Consider the following 20,767-nt stretch of genomic DNA (forward strand, 5'->3'; position numbering starts at 1 on the left):
CTTCCGTTAAGCCGCGAATGATTGATGTTTGGCGTAAGCAGCAGCTATTTAAGACCGACCGCAGATGAAGTTGTGGTACTTTAAGACTACCGGAGTTGATTAAATGCCTAACCGTGCAACCGTGTTGATTGTCGATGATGAAGTATCAAATATCGAGATCATGAATGCCGTGCTGGAAGAACATTACGAAATCTGCTTTGCAACTTCCGGCGAACAGGCACTTGAAGTTGCCAGAAATGTATTGCCTGACATCATTTTGCTCGACGTCATGATGCCCGGTGTTGATGGTTACGAAGTCTGTGTGCGCCTGAAGAACGATCGCCTGCTTGCCGACGTTCCGGTGATCTTCACAACGGGCCTTGATGATCAGGAAGCGGAAGTTCGCGGCCTGTCGCTGGGTGCCATCGATTACGTAACCAAACCAATCAATCCTGTGGTTCTGCGTGCCCGCGTATCCAATCACATCGAACTGAAGCGTTTGCGTGATCAACTAGCGCAGATGGCTGTAACCGATGCCCTCACCGGACTGAGCAACCGCCGCCAACTGGAAGTGACCCTGTCAGCGGAAATCACCCGTCTCGCACCTTCCGGCGCTTGGCTTTCGGTCATTATGCTGGATATCGATTTCTTTAAATTGTTCAATGACACCTATGGCCACCCTGAAGGCGACCGGTGCATTGCCATGGTTGCAGCAGCGCTCACACGTGCAGTACATAAAGTGTCGGGGATGACAGCGCGGTATGGTGGTGAAGAATTCGCCTGTGTTTTACCTGGCGCAGATCCGCAAACTGCGCTCGCCACCGCACAAGAAATTCAATTTCAAATTCAGTCGCTCAACATTCCACACCCCGGCTCGACAGTCAGCACGAATGTTACCGTCAGCATGGGGATTGCTTCAGCACGCACGCACCTCGAGATGGCAGGTTCACTCTGGTTGCAGCAGGCAGATCACCAGCTTTACACCAGCAAAAAGAGTGGTCGTAATCAGATCGCGAATGTCCAGTTTTCGTCTCCCTCTCACTGAAAACGGCGTTAAGTTCGAATTCTAGTGCAAATCAAGATGTGCTTTGAGCGGCATATCATCGTGAATGGATACGGTCTGCCGCTCGATCATGCGATGCACCAAAGGAGGAGTCGACCCCTTATGCAATGCCAAGAGCCGTTCTGAAACTTCAGCATCCGACTGGGTTCGACGCTGATTGTGGCGTACATATTCCACCCATGTCGGAACGTGATAACTCTCCGTCCAAGTCTCGGGATTTTCAAGATCGCGCAGCAACGCCCATTGCCGTGCGCCATCTCGAATGCGAATTCGTCGTCGCAACGCCATTGCCGCCAAAAATGCCTTAACGTCCTCCTGAGCGATCTTGTAGTCCACCATGATCATGATCGGACCACTCCGTGAACGAAGGTCAAGACGAAGCTTCGGTTCACTGAAACGATTGAGCGGATCAAGATTAAGCGATTCAAATTCTGGCTGCGGCAGCAATAACCCAACAAGGGCCCCCAACAGTAAAACGCCTGCTGCTGCAAGCAAAGCACCTGGCACGCCAAACTCGTCAGCCACCGCTCCCCAAAGCCAGCTACCTGCCGCCATGCCACCAAAAGTAGCGGTCTGATAAAGCGCCAGCGCGCGACCAACCACCCAGCGGGGGGTCGACAACTGGACGGTCACGTTGAAAAGCGACAACGCTAAAACCCACGACAGACCAGCCGGAAGCAAGAAAATACAGCTCATCCAAATGCTGCGGCTGACCGAAAGCAAAAGACAACTGATGGCAAAGGCGGCAAAGGCACTACGGACAAGCCACTCATTACCCAGGACTTCGCGCAAACGAGCACTTGAAAGCGCGCCACCAATGGCACCAATGCCGAAAAAGCCGAGCATGATGCCATAGGTTAGTGCTGTGCCGTTAACGAGATCACGCGCCACAAGCGGTAAAAGCGCAAGAATAACGATCGCAGACAAGCCGAACAGAAAGCCACGAAACATGACTTTCAAAAGATTGGGCGACATGGAGACGTAGCGCAGCCCCGCGATCATTGCCGGCCCGAGTGCTTCACGTGGCAATGTTGATTTTGCGATCTGCGGTTGCCACCGCCAAAGCGCAAGGATCAACGCACAATAGCTAAACGCGTTGAAGATGAATGCAAAAGCGGCACCAGCGGCAGCAACGATTGCGCCACCAATCGCCGGTCCGATACTGCGCATCAGATTGAAACTCATGGAATTGAGCGCAACGGCAGCAGGCAAGTCGGTTCGCGGGACAATATCACCCATCGACGCCTGCCATGAAGGATTGTGCAGGGCCCCACCACAGCCGATCAGAAAGGTAAAGCCAAGCAACATCCATGGCGTCAAAATGCCAAGATATGCGGAAACCGCTAACACCACGGAAACGAGAAGAAGGAGAACCTGCGCTGTCAACATGATGCGGCGGCGATCGAAATTATCGGCAAGCGCACCGGCCGCAACGGAGAAAATCATCACAGGAAGAGTGGTGGAGGCCTGAACCAGCGCAACCATATCATCGGAGCGCGCAATGGTAGCCATCATCCAGCCCGCGCCGACCGTCTGCACGAGGCCGCCAAGGTTCGAAAATAGTGTCGCAGACCAGAGCGCCCGAAAGGTTCCGTATTGGAACGGTGCGAGGGGGGAATTTCTTTGCGGCATTCGGACGAACCTCCATCCTCATCCGTTACCTTAAGGCGATACGCGAATCGCATCAACGGAACAAGCGAGTTCCATCGAGCGCGACCGGAAGACACAGTTGAACTGTCGAAACCTCGCATAATGAATTGCGGATACTGCCCCTTTCTGATGCAATCGTGTAAGCAGACTTATTCCGTTCATAGAAGCCATTCGAAATGACACAGCTATCTCGCTCTTCACTATTTGGGTTCGCGTTTATTTTTCTATCAAGTGGAGTGTGCGACACGTCGCTCGCGCAAAGCACATTGCTGCAACTTAAACCCGACACCGATGTCGAAGCTCAGGTTAAGAAAACTGAAAAGGGTTACTTCATTGTGCAGCCCGATGGTTCCGAGCTTCAGATGATCGATGCAGAATGGGTTAAAAATTTCGAAGGCGATCCAATTTTCACCGTCGCCGACTATAATTTCGACGGCTTTCCCGATGTCGCAATCGGCGCAAAGACAAGCGACAGCCCAGACACAGGCTTTGGCATCTTTCTCTATGATGCTGACAACAAATCCTATGTGCCGCTCCATTTTTCCGAAGCATTCAATGATCGCCTCAACTGCAGGGGATTGTGGAATGTAGAGCTGATTGAAAGCCAGAATGCTATCAAAAGCAGCTGCTATTTTGAGGGTGACGACGATACACGTGTCGATATCCTACAGATTGATCCGGATGCTTCGCCTCATTTGCTTGAACAATCGCGCGCAAAAGAAGAAGCCTGGCACTGGCCTTATATCGACAGGCCGGCCCGCATGATAACTTATGATCGTGAAGGCAACATCACTCTGGAAACAATCGCGGACCAAGATGACACAGAGAATAGTTGGACTGTTCCGGTCATTAAGCTGGAAATATATAGCAAAGCCGACCCACAGACCCGTACGCCTGCTTATCTTCTTGAAGGCGAAACAGTCCGCATTTTAGCATTTAGTGGCGAATTCATGAAATTCGCGCGCGATGGCAGTACCGGTATGTCTCAAGGCTGGGTCTCACTCACGCAGGCCTATGACCTTGTCTCCCGCTACGACACCGATGGAACCAAGCCGCAAATGGCCTCTCTTGCTCTTTCCGACTATAAAGACATTGCGGAAAACCCTGACTACTATCGCAACCTGTTCACTCTGACGCTGAAAAACACCGGCAATTCGGATATGGACCTCTCCAACGCAGAACTGTTTCTCCTCTTCAATGGCGACAATGGCACACGCGTCGCGCACAAGCTCTATGACATTTCAGGCCCGACGCTCAAACCCGGCGAAAGCCATATGATCGACGATAATCCGATTGAACAACGAGACGGAAAATATGTGATCTATCATAGTGAAGACGGTCAGGATTCCTATCCGCTGTTCTTCCCGGCAGGTCTGCCAGATGGCAAATATCGCGTCATCCCAATGATAACAGATCCGGCCCTCAGCGGTTTCATCTATGGTAAGAACGAAATCGAGCTCGAATTCCCGCCAAAGCTCGATGCTAGTCTGATCAAGAATTAAACGACCTGACCAGCACTCCAGCCGGACGACCATGCCCATTGGAAGTTGTAGCCGCCAAGCCAGCCGGTGACATCAACCACTTCGCCTATGAAATAGAGCCCGGGGGCATTCTTTGCTTCCATCGTTTTGGAATCGAGATCGCGCGTATCAACACCGCCCAACGTGACCTCAGCCGTGCGATAGCCTTCTGAGCCTGCCGGTTTCACACGCCAGTCATTGACCGCGGCAGCAGCGCGGCGCAATACGGCATCTGACAGGTCAGCGAGATTGCCTGCTGGAAAATCAGCGGCAATCAGCTGGGACAGCTTCTTGGGTATGAAATAAGAAAGTGCAGTTTGCAGGGCCTGCTTGCCATTTTTGGATCGCTGTTCGCGCAGTGCTTCAAACAGATCGGTTTGGGGCAGCATGGAAATGACGATTTCATCCCCTTCCCGCCAATAAGAGGAAATCTGGAGGATAGACGGACCACTGATGCCGCGATGCGTGAACAGCATTGCCTCTGTAAATTTCGTCTTTTTGCACGCAACCACGGCATCAACGGCAACACCCGCAAGCGGCTTTAGCCTTTCAAGCAGATGCGGCTCAAACGTTAAGGGCACAAGACCGGGACGTGTCTCGACGAGACGAAGACCAAAACGCGTCGCAATCTCGTAGCCAAAACCGGTGGCCCCCATCTTCGGGATCGACTTGCCACCGGTAGCAATAACAAGCGATTTTGCTGAAACTGTGCCGCCCGAATGGCGAATGACAAAACCGCGTTCGGTTTTCTCGACATTCTCGATTGCTGTTTCGAGCTGCAAAAGCGCACCGTAGCGGTGCATCTCATCAAGCAACATATCAATGATCTGCGTTGCCGAACCATCGCAGAAAAGCTGCCCCAGCGTCTTTTCGTGATAGGCAATCCGATAGCGCTCAACAAGTTTGATGAAGTCTCGCTGCGTGTAGCGGCTCAATGCGGAAATGCAAAAGTGCTTGTTCTGCGACAGAAAATTCTTCGGGCTTGCATGCATATTGGTGAAATTACAGCGACCGCCTCCAGAGATACGGATTTTGTCACCCGGCTTTTTAGCATGATCCAGCACTAGAACGGAACGACCGCGCTTCGCGGCTTCAATCGCACACATCATGCCAGCAGCGCCAGCGCCTATCACCAAAACATCGACGCTCTGCAACATTCAACTCCGGTTCAATTCTTCGCGGCACCATATTATTGTATATCGCAAGCGCAAGACGTGTTTTGGAGTTTTTAAACGTCTGACGGTTAGGAACAATATAAAGTTGGACCATTTTCACGGAAGCGGGGGCAGAATTTGAAAGCTTCGGTCTCTTCAACGTCGAATAAAAAATCTGGAAGATCCCGTTTCATAAGCGGTCCGGTCTTCTGGATGGTGCTCGTTCTTGCCTTGCTTCTAGTCGTTTTGGCCCTGCCGCTTGTTGTGCCAATCGGCCCGATGTATTGGGACACCTACATCTATCTCGATGCAGCTCAGCGCATAGATACCGGGCAGATTCCATCGGTCGATTTCTTCACTCCTGCAGGGCCACTGGGGTATTATCTATTCGCTTGGGGACTGAACGTCTTCTCTTATGCTCAGCCAATGCTGCTCGCGCAATGGTCGACACTCGTAGTTGCCGCGCCACTAATGGGCCTCGTCGTTGCCGGTATTGACCGGCAAAACCGATTCACGGCTTTTGCATTGCTGATCCCGTTTCTGATTTTCGCTATCTCTCCGGCAAATGCTCAGTTTGAAACGTCTTATCCCGGTCTCGATGGCTTCGGCATTTATAATCGCCAGGCGAACCTGCTGCTTTATGTGCTGCTCGCGGGGCTCGTTTTCATACCGAACGGCAGAAAGCTTGCACTGTTTTGTGCCGCGACGATGCTTTGCTTGTTTCTGACAAAAATCACTGGTTTCCTTGTTGGCGGGCTCTTCGGATTTACAGCCCTTCTTGCCGGGCGGATCTCGATGAGCAATGTGCTAATGGCCATTGTTGCAGCCCTCGTGGTGCTCGCCGGACTGGAACTTAACGGCCACATGATATCAGCCTATCTTGCAGATATCGTCCAATTGCTCGTGCTAAACCAAGCAGTATTGCTGCCACGTTTTCTCACCGTCATATCCGGTAAGCTCGATGTTATTCTGCCAGCAGGCATTCTGGTTCTTGTGTTGTTCTGGCTCGAAACACGCGGCAAAATCACCCCAGCCCGCTTTTTCGATCACGGCTCAGTTTGGCTCGCAATCACGCTTGCCGGTGGGATCTTTGTCGAAACACAAAACACCGGCAGCCAGGAATTCATTTTTCTGTGGCCAGTTTTGCTCATCATCTGGCAACGCATCAAGCCGTTGAACGACAATAAAATCAAAATGACTGTGGTGATCCTGACGGCATTCATCGCAGTCCCCACGCTCAGCAACATTGGACATAAAGTATTGCGCGCAATTGCTGTCGCCCCGACATATGTTCAGCCGCCCGTTACCGAGATGAAAAACATGGCTCAGGTTTCCGCCAGAGCCGACATGATGGAGCGGGCTAAACTCTTGCCGCAGCATTATGAGGATTATTCCGCGCCCTATGAAGCACTGGCGCAGCAAGGGCAGCTGCCGAGCTGGCGGCTTTATTCCGAGCTCGACTTTCAGATTTACTGGCTTATCTCGGTCGACAAAGCAGTCAATGCGCTCAAAAAATTCGAAGCAGAAAACAGCATCCAGTTAAAAACGCTGATGACCCTCGACTTCACCGATCCCTTTCCGTGGCTCCTCAACCGAGAAGCCACCAGGAAAATCCAGATCGGTGCCGACCCTTTCCGCACTGTCGGAGCAATGACACCAGAGACAAAAGCGGCAGTTGAAGCAACCGATGGCATATTGCGACCTAAGTGTCCGATGACGACATCCCGCCTTGCCTTGCAGCAAATCTATGCCAACGCACTCAAAGATCGCGATGTTATCGCAATCGACCCTTGCTGGGATTTACTGCTACGCCCCGGCATTCTGAAATAATATAAAAGCCGGGTTCGCCCGGCTTTTTTTTCTTACTTGATCTGCGCCTTTACGAAATCCTTGACGATGCCAACAATGCCTCGTCCAAGAATTTCATCAAGCGCTGCTATGAATTCATCAACATGCATGCGGCCACAAATCAATGGCGGCTCAAGGCGGATAACGTTGCGATTATACTCGGTGAAAGCCACCAGTACGCCGTGATCACGCAGCAGATGACTACCGATAAAGCCTGGCAACGAACCCTTCAGCTTTTCATCAAGCATAGCCAGTACAGGGCGCAACACCATTGGCATTGCGTTGGAGAAGTCATGGAACTCCAGCCCAACCATCATGCCCTTGCCGCGCACTTCTTTGATGAGTTTAGGATAACGCGTGTGCAGGTCGTTCAGACGCTCCAGCAGATAATCGCCAATCTCTGCCGAGTTATCGATCAGATGCTCGTCGTAAAGCACGTTAATCGTTTCAATGGAGGTTATGCAAGCTTCGCCGATGCCGCCGAAAGTCGCCATGGCGTGGATCATCGCCGTCTTGGGCGTGCCATAGGCTTTCATATAGACGTCGCGCTTGGCAATCATCGCAGCCATAGCCGTTTTGCCACCACCCAGCGACTTGGCCAGGGCAGTAACATCCGGAATAACACCGTAATGTTCAAAGGCATAGAACTTTCCGGTACGACCAAAGCCGCATTGCACTTCGTCCGCGACCCAAATAACACCATACTGATCACAGAGCTGTCGCAGCTTCTGCCAAAATGCGGTATCGGCCTGAATGATACCTCCGCCACCCTGAACGGTTTCAAGCACAATAACGCCAATTTCAGGGTCCGCGCGAAACGCGTTTTCAATGGCATCAATATCGCCGAACGGTACGCGTACCGTATTGTCGACGAGCCTGAACTCGCCACGATAAAGTCCACCATCGGTGATCGACAGCACCCCCTTGGTTTTGCCGTGGAAAGAATTTTCGGCATAGACGATCTTCGGCTTCTTCGGTCCTGCAGCACGTTCTGCAACCTTGATTGCAGCCTCCATCGCTTCCGAGCCGGACGAGCCTAAGAATACCATATCAAGATCGCCCGGCGAGCAGGCTGCAATGTCATAGGCCAGTGCCGCCGCATATTGCGACATGAAAGCGATGGCGATTTCGTGCCGCATTTCATCCTGAAACTTGCGGCGTGCTTCGAGAATACGCGGGTGATTGTGCCCCAGCGCCAGCGAACCAAAACCACCAAAGAAATCGAGAATCCTGCGGCCATTCTGGTCATAATAATACATGCCTTCGGCACGCTCGATTTTCACCTTTTGAAACCCGAGCAACTTCATAAAATGCAGCTGTCCCGGATTAAGGTGTCCTGTGAAAAGCTCTGTCATGCGTGGCAGGTCAAGCGCCTTGGCGTCTTCAACCGTCAGAAGCTTCGGCTTAGGCGTGGTATTCGTTATAACTTGATTGGTCATGATCAGTCCTCACGCTGCCTTCGATGCAAGCTTTTTGTGATATTCGCTATAGGCTGCGATCAGCATCTCTTCATCGCGATATTGCGGCACCCAGCCGAGCTCCCGCTCGCCTTTCGAGACATCGAGAATGCACATTTCATCGGCAATCAGATATTGCTCCGGATCCATCAAAGGCTTGTTGACCCAGTCGAGGAAATCCAGCGTGCGCTTGACCGCCCAGGCTGGTGTCGGAACCAGAATGGACTTGGAGCCCGCGTGCTTGACCAGATCGCCGAGCAGTTTGCGCACCGGCGGCGGATTGAGCGAGCCGAGATTATAAACCTCGTTCGGCACCCCTGCCTTGAAGGCCGCATAGCAGGCAGACGCACAGTCAAACACGGAAATGAACTGATAAGGATTTTTACCAGAGCCGATCATCGGCACCGGCAGATTGTTATCAATCAGCTTGAACAGCTTTTCCAGAATGCCAAGGCGCCCCGGCCCTATTATTAGCCTTGGACGAAACAGCGAAATATTCATGCCGCGCTTACGCCATTCTGCGGCCAGCTCCTCGGTCTTTAGCTTCGACAACCCATATTCGCCAAGCGGATTGCATGGGTGATCTTCCTTCTGCGGCCAGACGTAAGTATGGCCATAAACCATGTCAGTTGTGAAATGCACGAGGCGATTTGCACCTGCCTCGTGCATCGCCTTGATGATGTTTTCCGTGCCGTAATAGTTAACCGGAAAAAAGAAATCGTGACGTTTGGACCGCACCTGAAGCGGTGACAGCATTTTGGCCGAGAGATTATAAACCATATCGTCAGCGCGAAGCCCAAGCTTGCGGATTGCGTCCGGGTCGGTCACATCCGTGTGCACGAAAGTTACCTGTGCATAATGCGCAAGATCGCTTTTCACGATGTCTGCGACAATCACTTCATGGCCGTCGGCGAGAAGCAAGGGAGCCAAATAACGCCCTACAAAGCCATCCCCACCAAAAATAATATGTCTCATAACTCTGCCCCAACCTTAAATTTATGATGCTGAACTGTCGTGAACCGCCGCGTTCTGTTCGGCATTCGGCGTCTTGCCGCTCTGCGCAATCAGCACTGTTCCAATGCAGATGAAAGCGATGCCCGCAATCTTGTAGGCGCCGAGTTCTTCCTTAAACAAAAGCCACGCGAAAACCGCCACGGCGACATAGGCAAGGCTCAGGAAAGGATATGCAAAAGACAAATCGACTTTTGAGAGCACATACATATGCGATGCCATGGAAATCACGAACATAGTCAATCCAGCGAAAACCCACGGATTAAAGACAATCTGAAAGATCCGGTAAATCAGCGTATCCGCTGTATAGCTGGCACTACTGAACGTCATCATGCCGTATTTGAGCAGCAGCTGTGCTGCCGCATTGGTCATGACCGTGAAGAGAATGAATGGAATATATTTCATCGTCTGTCCCGTGGTTTAATTCTTTAATGCGGTACGCCGCCAGAAATCGGAGCAGAACCGCGCGTCGCGCATGTCTTCAAGCTGCTGCCATTCTGGAAATCCCGCTTTGAATGTTTCAGCGCTCATGCGCTGATCCTTGTATGGATTAACGCGCCCGCCTGCCTCGACGGTCATTTTGTCAAGCTGGTCCAGCAGATCAAGCGTTTTGCGCCCGCGATTGGGGAAATCCATCGTAAGCGTATATCCCGGCCTTGGAAATGACAGCAACGCGGGAGAATGAAGATCGCCGAAGCGCTTGAGCACTGTCAGGAAAGAGGACTGTCCGGCATCACGACTTGATGTGAGCATTGCCGGGATAGTCTTCTCTGCCGTATCAAAAGGTATGACGCTCTGATGCTGATATAGCCCGGTTGGACCATAAAAGCGGTTCCAATTGTGCAAGCCATCCAGCGGATAGAAGAAGCCTGCTGAGTCCGTCAGATGCGGCTCCTGCTTGCGGCGCTTTGCATGGAAATAGATACTGTTGAAGGCCGTCAGGCTCAACTTATTGAGAACAGAAAATGGCAAATCGAACGGTACACCCAGCCACGCTTCACGACTGTTCACGCTACGGTTGCCATTGATCGCGTGATGTCCGGTTATCAAGATACCGCGCCCTTCCGAGCTGCCACTTGCCAGTTGATCCACCCAGGCCACCGCATATTCATTGTGGCGGTCGGCATCTTCTGCAATCGCGAAATACTCAGACAAGCTTTTAAACGGCGTGATGCGTTCTTCGACGTCCAACGATCCAACCGGCATGAGACGGATACAAGCATTGAGAATAATCCCTGTCAGACCCATACCACCAATCGTTGCAGCGAAGAGCTCAGCATTTTCAGCGCTTGAGCAGATGTAATGCACGCCGTCAGATCGAAGCAGCTCCAGACTCTCGACGTGGCTGCCAAACGTTCCGCGCAAATGGTGGTTCTTACCATGCACGTCATTGGCAATTGCTCCGCCAAGCGTCACAAATCGCGTACCGGGCGTGACCGGCAGAAAATAGCCATATTTTGCAACCGTCTGTATAATTTCGCTCAACAGCACACCAGATTCCGCCTCCAAAATTCCGGTGTGCGGGTCGAAACTTACAATGCGATTGTGTGTCCGCATCGGCACAAGCAAACCCGCGTCATTATGGCAACTGTCGCCATAAGACCGCCCATTGCCAAAAGCCAGCAGAGTTTCCTGGCCTTCCAGCTTGGAGAACACATCGCCGAACGCAATCGCGTTGCGCTTGCCGCGGTCGATGCGCCCAAAGCTGTCGAAAGATTGTTTCATTACCGCATCCCGGCCACAAACAGCAGGACTGTGCCAATTGCTATCACCACCTGACTGCGCCAGTCATTGGCCAGAAACACAACAGGATCGTCGTCCATTTCCTTGCGATGCGCCAGAATCCAAACACGGATAATGATGTAGAGTACGATCGGGACAAGCGGCCAGATAAGCCATGGATAGGTATATAGCTGCTGGACTGCGGCACTGTTGATATAAAGCGCCAATACCACGACGGCTGTAAAGGCGGAGGCCACACCGCTTTGTCCGACAATATCAATATCCTCAGGACGATAACCGCGGCCTGCAATGCGGTCTTTTTCCGTAACCGTCGAACTCTGGAGCTCGACGTAACGTTTCACCAGTGCGAGCGACAGAAAGAAGAACATAGCGAACGCCATCAGCCAGAATGACTGCGGAATATCTGTCGCGGTTGTCCCCCCCAATAGTCGCAGGGTGTAAAGCGCAGCAAGGCAGATTACGTCGACCAGCAACATCCGCTTGAGCGCTATCGAGTAAGCAGTCGTTGCGATCAGATAAAGGCCTATGACCAGCCCAAACGCAGGCGGCAAGAAAATGCAGGTCGCTGCTGCCATCAGCAGAAGAAAAGCTGAAACTTTAAGCCCGAAGGGGATGCTAAGCGTCCCGCTCGCAAATGGGCGCAGTTTTTTGCGAGCGTGTTGGCGGTCAAGCGGCAGGTCAATAATGTCATTGAGAATATAGATCGCAGATGCCGCTGCAGAAAACGCAACAAAGGCCAGGACCGAGGACAACAGCACATCTGGATAAAAGATGCTGTGAGCTAGGATTGCAGGCACGAACACCAGCAGGTTCTTCAGCCACTGATGAACACGCAACATTTTCAGATAAGGTTTGATACCCTTGGAACTGCTTTCGAACAGCCGGCTGCGATTGGCCTTCTGAAAGCGTGACGCAGCACGGTCGGGAGCCACGATAACCGCCTCACGCGCCGCCGCAAACACTGCGAGATCAGCACGGTCATTGCCCGCATAGTCAAAGCCGTTCAGACCATACCGCTCAATCAAAGCTTGTGCCTTGCGGTGCGATGAAAGGTTGGTCTTCCCGCTCGTCGCAAGCACTGCTTCGAAAATACCAAGTTCTGCCGCCACTGCCTGCGCCAGAGGTTCTGCTGCAGCTGTAACCAGCACGAGCCTGCGGCCAGCCATATGCTCCCGACGGAGAAACTCAAGAAAATCCTGGCGATAAGGCAGCAAACCCGCGTCCATGGAAATGCGACGCGCAATCTGCTGCTTTAAATTGGCTTTGCCGGACCACAACCAGACTGGAAACAAAAACAGGAGCAAAGGGTTTCGCTTCAGAAGAATGAAAGCGCTTTCCCAAAGAAGATCTGTCGCAACAAGTGTTCCGTCGAGGTCTACGGCCAAAGGCACTTCCTGGCTTTTTAGCCGCTCATCCATTTTTAGTCATTACCCTCAAACCCGCCCCGACAACTCTCGTCAGCCAAGCCCCCTTGGCAACGAACAAAACGAGAGCACAAATGAACAATAATTGGTCTTCGATACAATCGATAATTGTTATTGATGGGCTTGTCTCTACCAAACTGCCCTTTAAGCAATCGCTACGAGTTTTGGTTAATAAACACGTCATCCTACATAATTGCTGGTCTTACTTGTCATCGCGTAATATAAGGCATCGATTATTCTCCCGTTTGATCTGCGCTCATTGCACGGACGCCTCAGGTTTAGAGTCGACAATGAATATTGAATCTGCCTTTATTGACGGTGCCAGTGTCTTTGAGTTGGCGCCAATTTCCCTGTGGCTTGAGGACTATAGCGGGTTGCGAGCGCAGTTCGAGCAATGGCGTAAACTCGGCGTTACAGATCTCAGAGCTTTTCTTCACGAAGACACGAACCGGTTGCGCATCTGCACAAGTCTCATCCGAGTTCTAAAGGTCAATCGCAAAACCCTGTCGCTTTACGAAGCACGCGACGTCAATCACCTGATCGAAAATCTGGAGCGTGTTTTCCGCGACGATATGCTTGATCCGCACATTGAAGAAATGGTTCAGCTCTGGAACGGCGACAATGCCTTCAACAGCGATACCGTGAATTATTCACTCAGCGGAAAACGTCTCGACATCCAGCTTAAAGGCGTGGTTCTGCCAGGCCATGAAGATAGCTGGGATCGGGTTCTGCTTTCTATAGAAGATGTGACGGCACGCGAAGAAGCACGACGCGAGCAGTATAAGCATAAGCAACACGCGGAAGGGCTGTTCGAACATTCCCCCGTCTCGCTCTGGGTTGAGGATTTCAGCCGCATAAAGCAATTGATGAACGATATACGCGAGCGTGGCATTGTCGATTTCCGCGTTTTCACTGATGTTCATCCCGAGTTCGTGCGTCAATGCATGAGCGAAATCCGCGTTCTGGATATCAATCGAGAAACGCTCGATTTGTTTCTTGCACCTGACAAACAGACCCTGCTCAAAAACCTTCCAAACGTTTTCAAAGACGATATGGAAACTAATTTCCGCGAGCAGCTGATTGATCTCTGGAATGGCGTATATTTTCAGCGCCGTGAAGTGGTCAATTATGCGCTTGATGGTACCGAACGGCACCTCTTGCTGCAGTTCTCGGTGCTCCCCGGCCACGAAGACGATTGGTCGCTGGTTCAGGTCGCACTTGCCGACATAACTGCGCGCAAGAAGGCCGAAGCATATCTCGAATATCTCGGTAAGCATGATGTGCTGACCAAGCTACATAACCGCGCATTCTATGTTGATGAGTTGAATCGGCTCGAGCGCAAGGGCAACACACCGGTTTCTATCATCATTATCGATCTCAACGGTCTGAAAGCCGCCAATGACCAGCTGGGCCATGCCAGCGGCGATGGCTTGCTGCGGCGCATCGGTGAAGTGCTAAATGAAGCTGTTAAGCTGCCTGGCCATGCGGCCCGTATCGGCGGAGACGAATTTGCGGTCGTGCTGCCCTATGTGGATGAGCGTGGTGCAGACGCCGTCATGGAAGACATCCGCCGTCTAGTCGACATCAACAATCAGTACTACTCGCAGCTCAAAATCGAGCTTTCAATGGGCGCCGCTACCAGTATGCAAGGCGAAAAGCTGGAGACAGTTGCGAAGCGGGCAGACCTGTTGATGTATGAAGACAAGCGCAAGCACTATTCGGCAGAAGCACTCCGGAAGTCACAGCTTTCCTGATCAGTCGTCAAATTTGATGATTGTCTTGCCGCGTGTAAGATCGGTAGCAAGCTGCGCCAGTTGGCCTTGGACTGCGAGCGGCATGGCACCGGTGACTTCCACACCGGTTGCGGTGAAATTTTCATTCGCGATGATCACATGTTCCACAGCTGTGAGGCGGGCTTTCAGCAACGCATGATCGGAAAAGTCACAGGCAAGTGAAAAGCCGATCAACGGGATCACTTCAGTCTTTTCCGCCTGACGCAGACACATTGCGGCGGTGCCGCCATATGCACGCATCAATCCACCACTTCCCAGCAGAATGCCTCCAAACCAGCGCGTGACCACAACCACGATATTATCAAGCTGCTGCCCGTCTATTGCCTGCAGAATTGGCTTGCCTGCTGTGCCGCTCGGTTCGCCGTCGTCGCTGAAGCGATAGTTCTGCCCAATGCGCCATGCCCAGCAGTTGTGATTGGCGGACGGATCGGAATACTGAACTAGGAAATCCTTCGCTGCCTGCTCGTTGGCCACGGGAGCGGCGAAACCCACGAAGCGGCTCTTTTTTATTTCTTGCGCGATCGTTTCGATACGACTGATGGTGAACATGGCTACCCTGAAAGCGATATTTTGGGGACCTAGCATTTTACGTTGCGGATGACGACCCCTAATACCCGCGTGAGCATTGCGCCTATGCAAAGTTGCGTATAAGGCAATGAAAATGAGCCGCACGTCTTGCCTGCCGCCCATCCTGCCCAAAAATATGAAAGGTCCGCCGATGTTCGATTTGATTGTGAGAAACGCCAATCTCCCCGACGGACGTGAAAAGCAGGACATTCTGATCAAAGATGGCAAGATTGCCGATATCGTACCATCCAAGGGTGAACATCAGGCCGCCAAGGAAATCGACGCATCTGAGCGTCTGGTGACACCGCCTTTCGTTGATCCGCATTTCCATATGGATGCGACCCTGTCACTTGGCCTGCCGCGCCTTAACCGCTCCGGTACGCTCTTGGAAGGCATTGCACTTTGGGGCGAATTAAAGCCGATGCTGACTGTTGAAGCGATGGTCGAGCGCGCTTTACGTTATTGCGATCTGGCGGTAAGCCAGGGCCTTCTTGCCATCCGCAGCCATGTCGATGTCAGCGATCCGCGCCTGCTCACGGCTGAGGCCATGATCGAAGTCCGCGAGAAGGTGAAACCTTATCTCGACCTTCAACTCGTAGCATTCCCGCAGGATGGTTACTTTCGTTCGCCGGGCGCTGTTGATCTCGTCAATCGTTCACTCGATATGGGCCTCGATGTTGTGGGTGGCATCCCGCACTTCGAACGCACCATGTCGGATGGGGCAGCCTCCCTTGAAGAACTCTGCCGCATCGCTGCAGAACGCGGACTGCCAGTTGATATCCATTGCGATGAAACCGACGATCCAATGTCGCGCCATGTTGAGACACTAGCGGCGCAGACGATGCGTTTCGGACTTCAGGGCCGTGTATCCGGCTCGCATCTCACTTCCATGCATTCCATGGACAACTACTATGTCTCCAAGCTCATTCCGCTCATCGCAGAAGCTGAGATGAACGCAATTCCAAACCCGCTCATCAACATCACTCTGCAGGGCCGTGCCGACACCTATCCGAAACGTCGCGGTATGACCCGGGTGCCCGAATTGATGGCAGCTGGTGTCAACGTTGCCTTCGGCCATGACTGCGTTATGGACCCTTGGTATTCGATGGGTTCAGGTGACATGCTCGAAGTCGGCCACATGGCTGTTCATGTTGCACAGATGACCTCGATCGAAGGCAAGAAGCAGGTCTTCAACGCTCTCACTATCAATTCTGCAAAAGCACTCGGCCTTGAAGGCTACGGCCTCGAAAAAGGCTGTAATGCGGACTTCGTCGTGCTGCAGGCACGTGACCCGCTGGAAGCTCTGCGTCTTAAAGCCAACCGTCTGACAGTCGTGAAGCGCGGCAAAATCATCGCTGAAACTCCGCAGCGCGTCAGCGCTCTCAATCTTGAAGGTCGACCGTCGTCGGTTGATGGTGCGGATTATGCACCACAGGGATGATATGTCCACAAAGATACCACGAAAAACCAGTGCCTCAATTTCAATCGTCTGATAAAACCGCTTGAATTAACGGCAGATTCGTCTGAAATACGTGACGTTGCTCATAAGCCTCGAGAAAAGAGGCAGAGCAATCAGTCGCGCATAATTGCACGTCTACACATCACCCAAGAGGGGTCCCCATGACCATAACGTCCAAACTCACACGCCGCAGCGTTCTCGCAATGTCTGCGGCATTCGGCGTAACAGCAATTTCAACCCGCGTTTTTGCAGCAGATGAAAAGCTGAAAGTCGCAGGCATTCACGCGTCGCCAGTTGAAAACGCGTGGAATTCGCGCCTTCATGAAGCACTCAAGCAGGCACATGACGAAGGCGTCATCGAATATGTCTTCTCGGAGGGAGTTTCCGCCAGCGATTATCCCCGCGCAATGCGCGAATATGCCGAACAAGGCATCAAATTGATCGTCGGCGAATCCTATGCAGTCGAACGTGAAGCACGCCAGGTTGCAGGAGACTATCCGCAGACGACATTCATCATGGGCTCCTCCGGCAAGCCACAGGGCGACAATTTCGGCGTATTCGGGACCTGGAATTTTGAAGCTGCCTATCTCGCAGGCATGCTCGCAGGCGGCATGAGTAAATCCGGCACTTTTGGCTCAGTTGGCGCTGTGCCAATTCCGGAAGTCAACATGCTCATCAATGCTTTCCAGGATGGGGTGAAAGAAACCCGCCCGGATGCGAAGTTCAATGCTTCGTTCATCGGCACATTCTTTGATCCACCAAAGGCCCGTGAAGCTGGTCTTGCCCAGATCGACGCCGGTGCAGACATTCTGTTTGGCGAGCGTATCGGAACCGCAGACGCTGCCAAAGAACGCGGTATCAAGGCAATCGGCTCGTTGATCGATTACACGCCACGCTACCCGGAAACCGTCTTCGCCAATGCTATGTGGTATTTCCGCCCGATCCTCAATGCAGCCATTGCTGACGTTAAGGCCGGAACGCCGACCGGCAAAGATTACACGCCATTCAGCTTGATGAAGGAAGGCGGCAACGACATCGTTTACGTCAAGGGCTCAGCACCAGCTGAAGTCGAAGCCAAGATGGAAGCGCGTCGTGCCGAGATCAAGGCTGGCACTTTCAAGATCGAACCGAACCCCGCTGAACCTAAGTAACCCATTTCAGGACGGCAGACGTGGCACTCGATAGGAAGCAACAGGACGCAACGGCGCTCGCCAACGCGATTGCGAAAGGCGTTTTGACCGCAAGAGAGGCTATGGATGCCGCGATTGAAGCCGCACAAAAATGGCGCCCTCTGGGCGCCATTGCATATCTCGACGAAGAACTAGGCCGCAGCAATGCAGCTGCTTTTGATCACAAAGCTGCATTTTCCGGCGTACCTTCTTTATTCAAGGATCTCGGAGGACCGTGTGCTGGCGTGCCCATCCGCCTTGGCTCACGCGCCTGTGCCGATGCATCGCGAGACCTTGACTCAGAGCTCGCTGCGCGTTTGCGCAAAGCTGGTCTTAACTTCTTCGGGACGACAACTGTTCCCGAATTCGGCATGGCGCTTGCAAGCGAGCCGATAGACGGCCCTCTCGCTCGTCACCCTTTCGATGAAAGCCTGTCGCCTGCCGGCTCGTCTGGGGGTGCTGCCGCAGCTGTGGCAGCAGGCATTGTCTCCATAGCGCATGCAACCGATGCTGGCGGATCCATCCGCGTTCCGGCAGCAACCTGCGGGCTAATCGGCCTCAAGCCAAGCCGTGGCGCTATGCCAGCTGGCCCGCATTTCGGTAACTATCTCGCGGGGATCGCAAGCGAATTTGCCCTTTGCCGTTCGACCCGCGATGCAAAAACTCTATTCCCACTGATCGCTGGAAAAACCGAAAGCTTCCTTCCCGATGTCGCATTCGCACCAGACACGAACCTTACGAGTTTGCGTATTGGGATCGTTTCGGGTGATTTGGCCAAATACCCGGTAACGGAAGAAAGCCAACAAGTGGTTGCTGATGCTGCTCGCTTTCTTGAAACGCAGGGCCACACAATTTGCACGGTCAATGCAGACGCGCTTTCATCACTTATCGATGCCAGTGCAACGGCGTTTGACCGGATCATTTCAGCCAATCTCGCATCAGCGATTGATGCATTCTCTATTGATGAAGCAAAGCTCGAAAGTCTAACGCGTGCCGTCGCATCACGAGGGCGCAAAATGAGCGCAGTCGAACTCTACGCCGCCATGAATGGTGGCGTTGATACCGCCTATCAGCTCTGGCAGATCTTTCACAATTTCGATGTTATGATTACCCCGATGCTCGCGCGTGGTCCCCAACCAATTGGTTCATACGCAATGGATCATGACGATGTAGACGGCCATTGGCATAAGATGAATGCCTTTGCCCCTTACGCGGCACTGGCCAATATTTCCGGCTTCCCGGCGCTTTCCATGCCTTTTGGTGAGGACGCAAACGGTATGCCGCTGGCAATTCAGTTGATTGGACGGATGGGAGCGGACAATCTCCTCTTGAACCTTGGCGAGCTGATGGAAGAGGATCATCGCTGGCAGCACAAATTTCCCGTTGCGGGGTTGAACATATGACCACCACAGTTCTTGAACTGCAAAACATCACCAAGCGTTTCGGCGCGCTGACCGCCAATGACAATATTTCATTGAAGCTTGAGCGCGGCGAAATCCTCGCTTTCCTGGGCGAAAACGGTGCTGGCAAAACCACGCTGATGAATATCCTCTTCGGCCACTATGTGCCCGATGAAGGCCGCGTCTTCGTCAAGGGTGGAGAAATCCCGCAGGGCAAGCCCCGTGCCGCAATCGATGCAGGCGTTGGAATGGTGCATCAACATTTCACTCTCGCGCCCAATCTCACGGTTCTGGAAAACATCATCACCGGCACCGAAAGCCTCTGGAGGCTGAAGTCAGCGCATAGTGCTGCCCGCAGCAAGATCGCGGAAATCGCCAAGCGCTTTGGCCTGCAGGTCGATCCCGATGCCCGGCTTGGCGATCTGTCGGTCGGCGAACAGCAACGTGTGGAAATCCTTAAAGCGCTTTACAACGATGCGGATATTCTGATCCTTGATGAGCCGACCGCCGTCCTGACTACCCAGGAGGCCGAGAACCTGTTTGCGACATTGAAAGAAATGGCGCGTCAGGGGTTGTCTCTCATCTTCATTTCGCACAAGCTGCATGAAGTCATGTCAGCCTCAGACCGCGTTGTGGTCCTGCGCGGTGGTAAGCTCGTCGCTGAGCGTAATGCCTCCGAAACATCGAAGGAAGAACTGGCTGAACTTATGGTCGGCCGACGTGTCTCGCGCCCTTCGCGCGCAGCCGCAACTCCCGGCGAGACCTTGCTCGAGGCGAAAAATGTGAGCGTGACAGAGGATGGCGCGACACGCTTGACTGATCTCGACTTTCATCTGCGTGCAGGCGAGACGCTGGGCATCATCGGCGTTTCCGGCAATGGTCAGGCAGCGCTGGGTCGTCTTGTTTCGGGGCTCAGCCAGCCTGCCAACGGCTCCCTCGTCATGTTTGGTCAATTGGTGACCAAATTTGATCCCCGTCAATTTGTGGCGGACGGCGTTGGTCGTATTCCGGAAGATCGCAATGCAGAAGGCGCAATCGGCGACCTGACGCTGTGGGAGAACGCCGTGCTTGAACGCGTGCGCGATCCGCAGTTTTCCAAGGGCATTCTGATCAATCGAAAGACTGCGCGCGAATTTACGGATCGCATCATCAAGGACTTCGATGTGCGTGGTGGCACGCCCGACAGCCGCATTCGCCTGCTCTCTGGCGGCAACATGCAAAAGCTTATTCTGGGCCGCAACCTCGAAACGGCTCCACGTATTCTGATTGCAGCCCAGCCAACACGCGGCCTCGATGAAGGTGCGGTCGCAGCCATTCATGCCCGCATTCTGGAAGCACGTACCAAGGGCGCTGCAGTGCTTCTCATCTCGGAAGACCTCGACGAAATCATCGGCCTTGCTGACCGCGTTCAGGCGATCGTCAAGGGAAGGCTCTCACCACCCATTGATGCGAGCGAGGCCAATGCACAAAAACTTGGCCTGATGATGGCTGGCGAATGGAGCAAGGCATGATACCGAAAAGTTTGAAGTG

16 protein-coding genes are annotated in these 20,767 nt (G+C 52.9%); 8 read left to right on the plus strand and 8 right to left on the minus strand.

Features of this window, described 5'->3' with window-relative positions:
* Positions 1–103 precede the first annotated feature (103 nt).
* Positions 104–1,024, plus strand: coding sequence for a diguanylate cyclase (locus tag QSJ70_RS18535; protein ID WP_285538597.1), 921 nt, complete (start codon positions 104–106; stop codon positions 1,022–1,024).
* 21 nt (positions 1,025–1,045) lie between these two features.
* Here QSJ70_RS18535 and QSJ70_RS18540 read toward each other — a convergent pair whose 3' ends face one another.
* Positions 1,046–2,674 carry an MFS transporter gene (locus tag QSJ70_RS18540; RefSeq protein WP_215777551.1) on the minus strand — a complete coding sequence of 543 codons (1,629 nt, stop codon included), beginning with the start codon at positions 2,672–2,674 and terminating at the stop codon, positions 1,046–1,048.
* A gap of 194 nt (positions 2,675–2,868) precedes the next feature.
* Here QSJ70_RS18540 and QSJ70_RS18545 point away from each other — a divergent pair, with 194 nt between their 5' ends.
* Positions 2,869–4,194 carry an FG-GAP repeat protein gene (locus QSJ70_RS18545; protein ID WP_285538600.1) on the plus strand — a complete coding sequence of 442 codons (1,326 nt, stop codon included), beginning with the start codon at positions 2,869–2,871 and terminating at the stop codon, positions 4,192–4,194.
* Here QSJ70_RS18545 and QSJ70_RS18550 read toward each other — a convergent pair.
* Positions 4,191–5,366: a BaiN/RdsA family NAD(P)/FAD-dependent oxidoreductase gene (locus QSJ70_RS18550; protein ID WP_285538744.1), complete on the minus strand. Its 1,176-nt coding sequence runs from the start codon at positions 5,364–5,366 to the stop codon at positions 4,191–4,193. The two genes, QSJ70_RS18545 and QSJ70_RS18550, sit on opposite strands and share 4 nt — an antisense overlap.
* A 213-nt stretch (positions 5,367–5,579) precedes the next feature.
* Between QSJ70_RS18550 and QSJ70_RS18555 the strand changes: the two genes are divergently transcribed.
* Positions 5,580–7,196 (plus strand): hypothetical protein, encoded by a 1,617-nt coding sequence (locus QSJ70_RS18555; protein ID WP_285538602.1) that lies wholly within the window; start codon positions 5,580–5,582, stop codon positions 7,194–7,196.
* Between the two features lie 32 nt (positions 7,197–7,228).
* On the opposite strand, the gene QSJ70_RS18560 is transcribed toward QSJ70_RS18555, so the two are convergent.
* Genes QSJ70_RS18560 through QSJ70_RS18580 form a run of 5 tightly spaced genes read right to left on the minus strand, consistent with a single transcriptional unit; the run spans position 7,229 to position 12,843 of the window.
* Positions 7,229–8,653: an aspartate aminotransferase family protein gene (locus QSJ70_RS18560; RefSeq protein ID WP_285538604.1), complete on the minus strand. Its 1,425-nt coding sequence runs from the start codon at positions 8,651–8,653 to the stop codon at positions 7,229–7,231.
* Positions 8,654–8,662: 9 nt separating this feature from the next.
* Positions 8,663–9,646 (minus strand): NAD-dependent epimerase/dehydratase family protein, encoded by a 984-nt coding sequence (locus QSJ70_RS18565; RefSeq protein ID WP_285538605.1) that lies wholly within the window; start codon positions 9,644–9,646, stop codon positions 8,663–8,665.
* 21 nt (positions 9,647–9,667) lie between these two features.
* A complete protein-coding gene (locus QSJ70_RS18570) occupies positions 9,668–10,087 on the minus strand; it encodes an EamA family transporter (protein ID WP_215777558.1) in 420 nt (139 codons plus the stop codon).
* 15 nt (positions 10,088–10,102) lie between these two features.
* Entirely contained in the window at positions 10,103–11,407 is a 1,305-nt protein-coding gene (locus tag QSJ70_RS18575) for an FAD-binding oxidoreductase (RefSeq protein ID WP_285538607.1), read from the minus strand.
* Positions 11,407–12,843, minus strand: a complete 1,437-nt coding sequence (locus QSJ70_RS18580) for a UbiA family prenyltransferase (protein ID WP_285538609.1) — start codon at positions 12,841–12,843, stop codon at positions 11,407–11,409. Before QSJ70_RS18580 ends, QSJ70_RS18575 begins: the two co-directional genes overlap by 1 nt.
* 296 nt (positions 12,844–13,139) lie before the next feature.
* On the opposite strand from QSJ70_RS18580, the gene QSJ70_RS18585 reads away from it, so the two are divergent.
* Positions 13,140–14,603: a sensor domain-containing diguanylate cyclase gene (locus QSJ70_RS18585; protein WP_285538611.1), complete on the plus strand. Its 1,464-nt coding sequence runs from the start codon at positions 13,140–13,142 to the stop codon at positions 14,601–14,603.
* Here the strand turns inward: QSJ70_RS18585 and QSJ70_RS18590 are convergent, their stop codons facing one another.
* Complete coding sequence (locus QSJ70_RS18590) at positions 14,604–15,191, minus strand: IMPACT family protein (RefSeq protein ID WP_285538614.1); 588 nt, start codon at positions 15,189–15,191, stop codon at positions 14,604–14,606.
* A 169-nt stretch (positions 15,192–15,360) separates the two neighbouring features.
* Here QSJ70_RS18590 and QSJ70_RS18595 point away from each other — a divergent pair, with 169 nt between their 5' ends.
* From QSJ70_RS18595 to QSJ70_RS18610, 4 genes are all read left to right on the plus strand, one after another.
* Entirely contained in the window at positions 15,361–16,650 is a 1,290-nt protein-coding gene (locus QSJ70_RS18595; RefSeq protein WP_285538746.1) for an amidohydrolase family protein, read from the plus strand.
* Between the two features lie 179 nt (positions 16,651–16,829).
* Entirely contained in the window at positions 16,830–17,819 is a 990-nt protein-coding gene (locus QSJ70_RS18600; protein WP_285538616.1) for a BMP family protein, read from the plus strand.
* Positions 17,820–17,839: 20 nt separating this feature from the next.
* A complete protein-coding gene (locus QSJ70_RS18605; RefSeq protein ID WP_285538618.1) occupies positions 17,840–19,240 on the plus strand; it encodes an amidase in 1,401 nt (466 codons plus the stop codon).
* Positions 19,237–20,748: an ABC transporter ATP-binding protein gene (locus tag QSJ70_RS18610; RefSeq protein WP_285538619.1), complete on the plus strand. Its 1,512-nt coding sequence runs from the start codon at positions 19,237–19,239 to the stop codon at positions 20,746–20,748. The genes QSJ70_RS18605 and QSJ70_RS18610 overlap by 4 nt, the downstream gene beginning before the upstream one ends.
* Positions 20,749–20,767: the final 19 nt, after the last annotated feature.

This window comes from Brucella sp. NBRC 12950 (assembly GCF_030268145.1).
Taxonomy (GTDB): Bacteria; Pseudomonadota; Alphaproteobacteria; order Rhizobiales; family Rhizobiaceae; genus Brucella.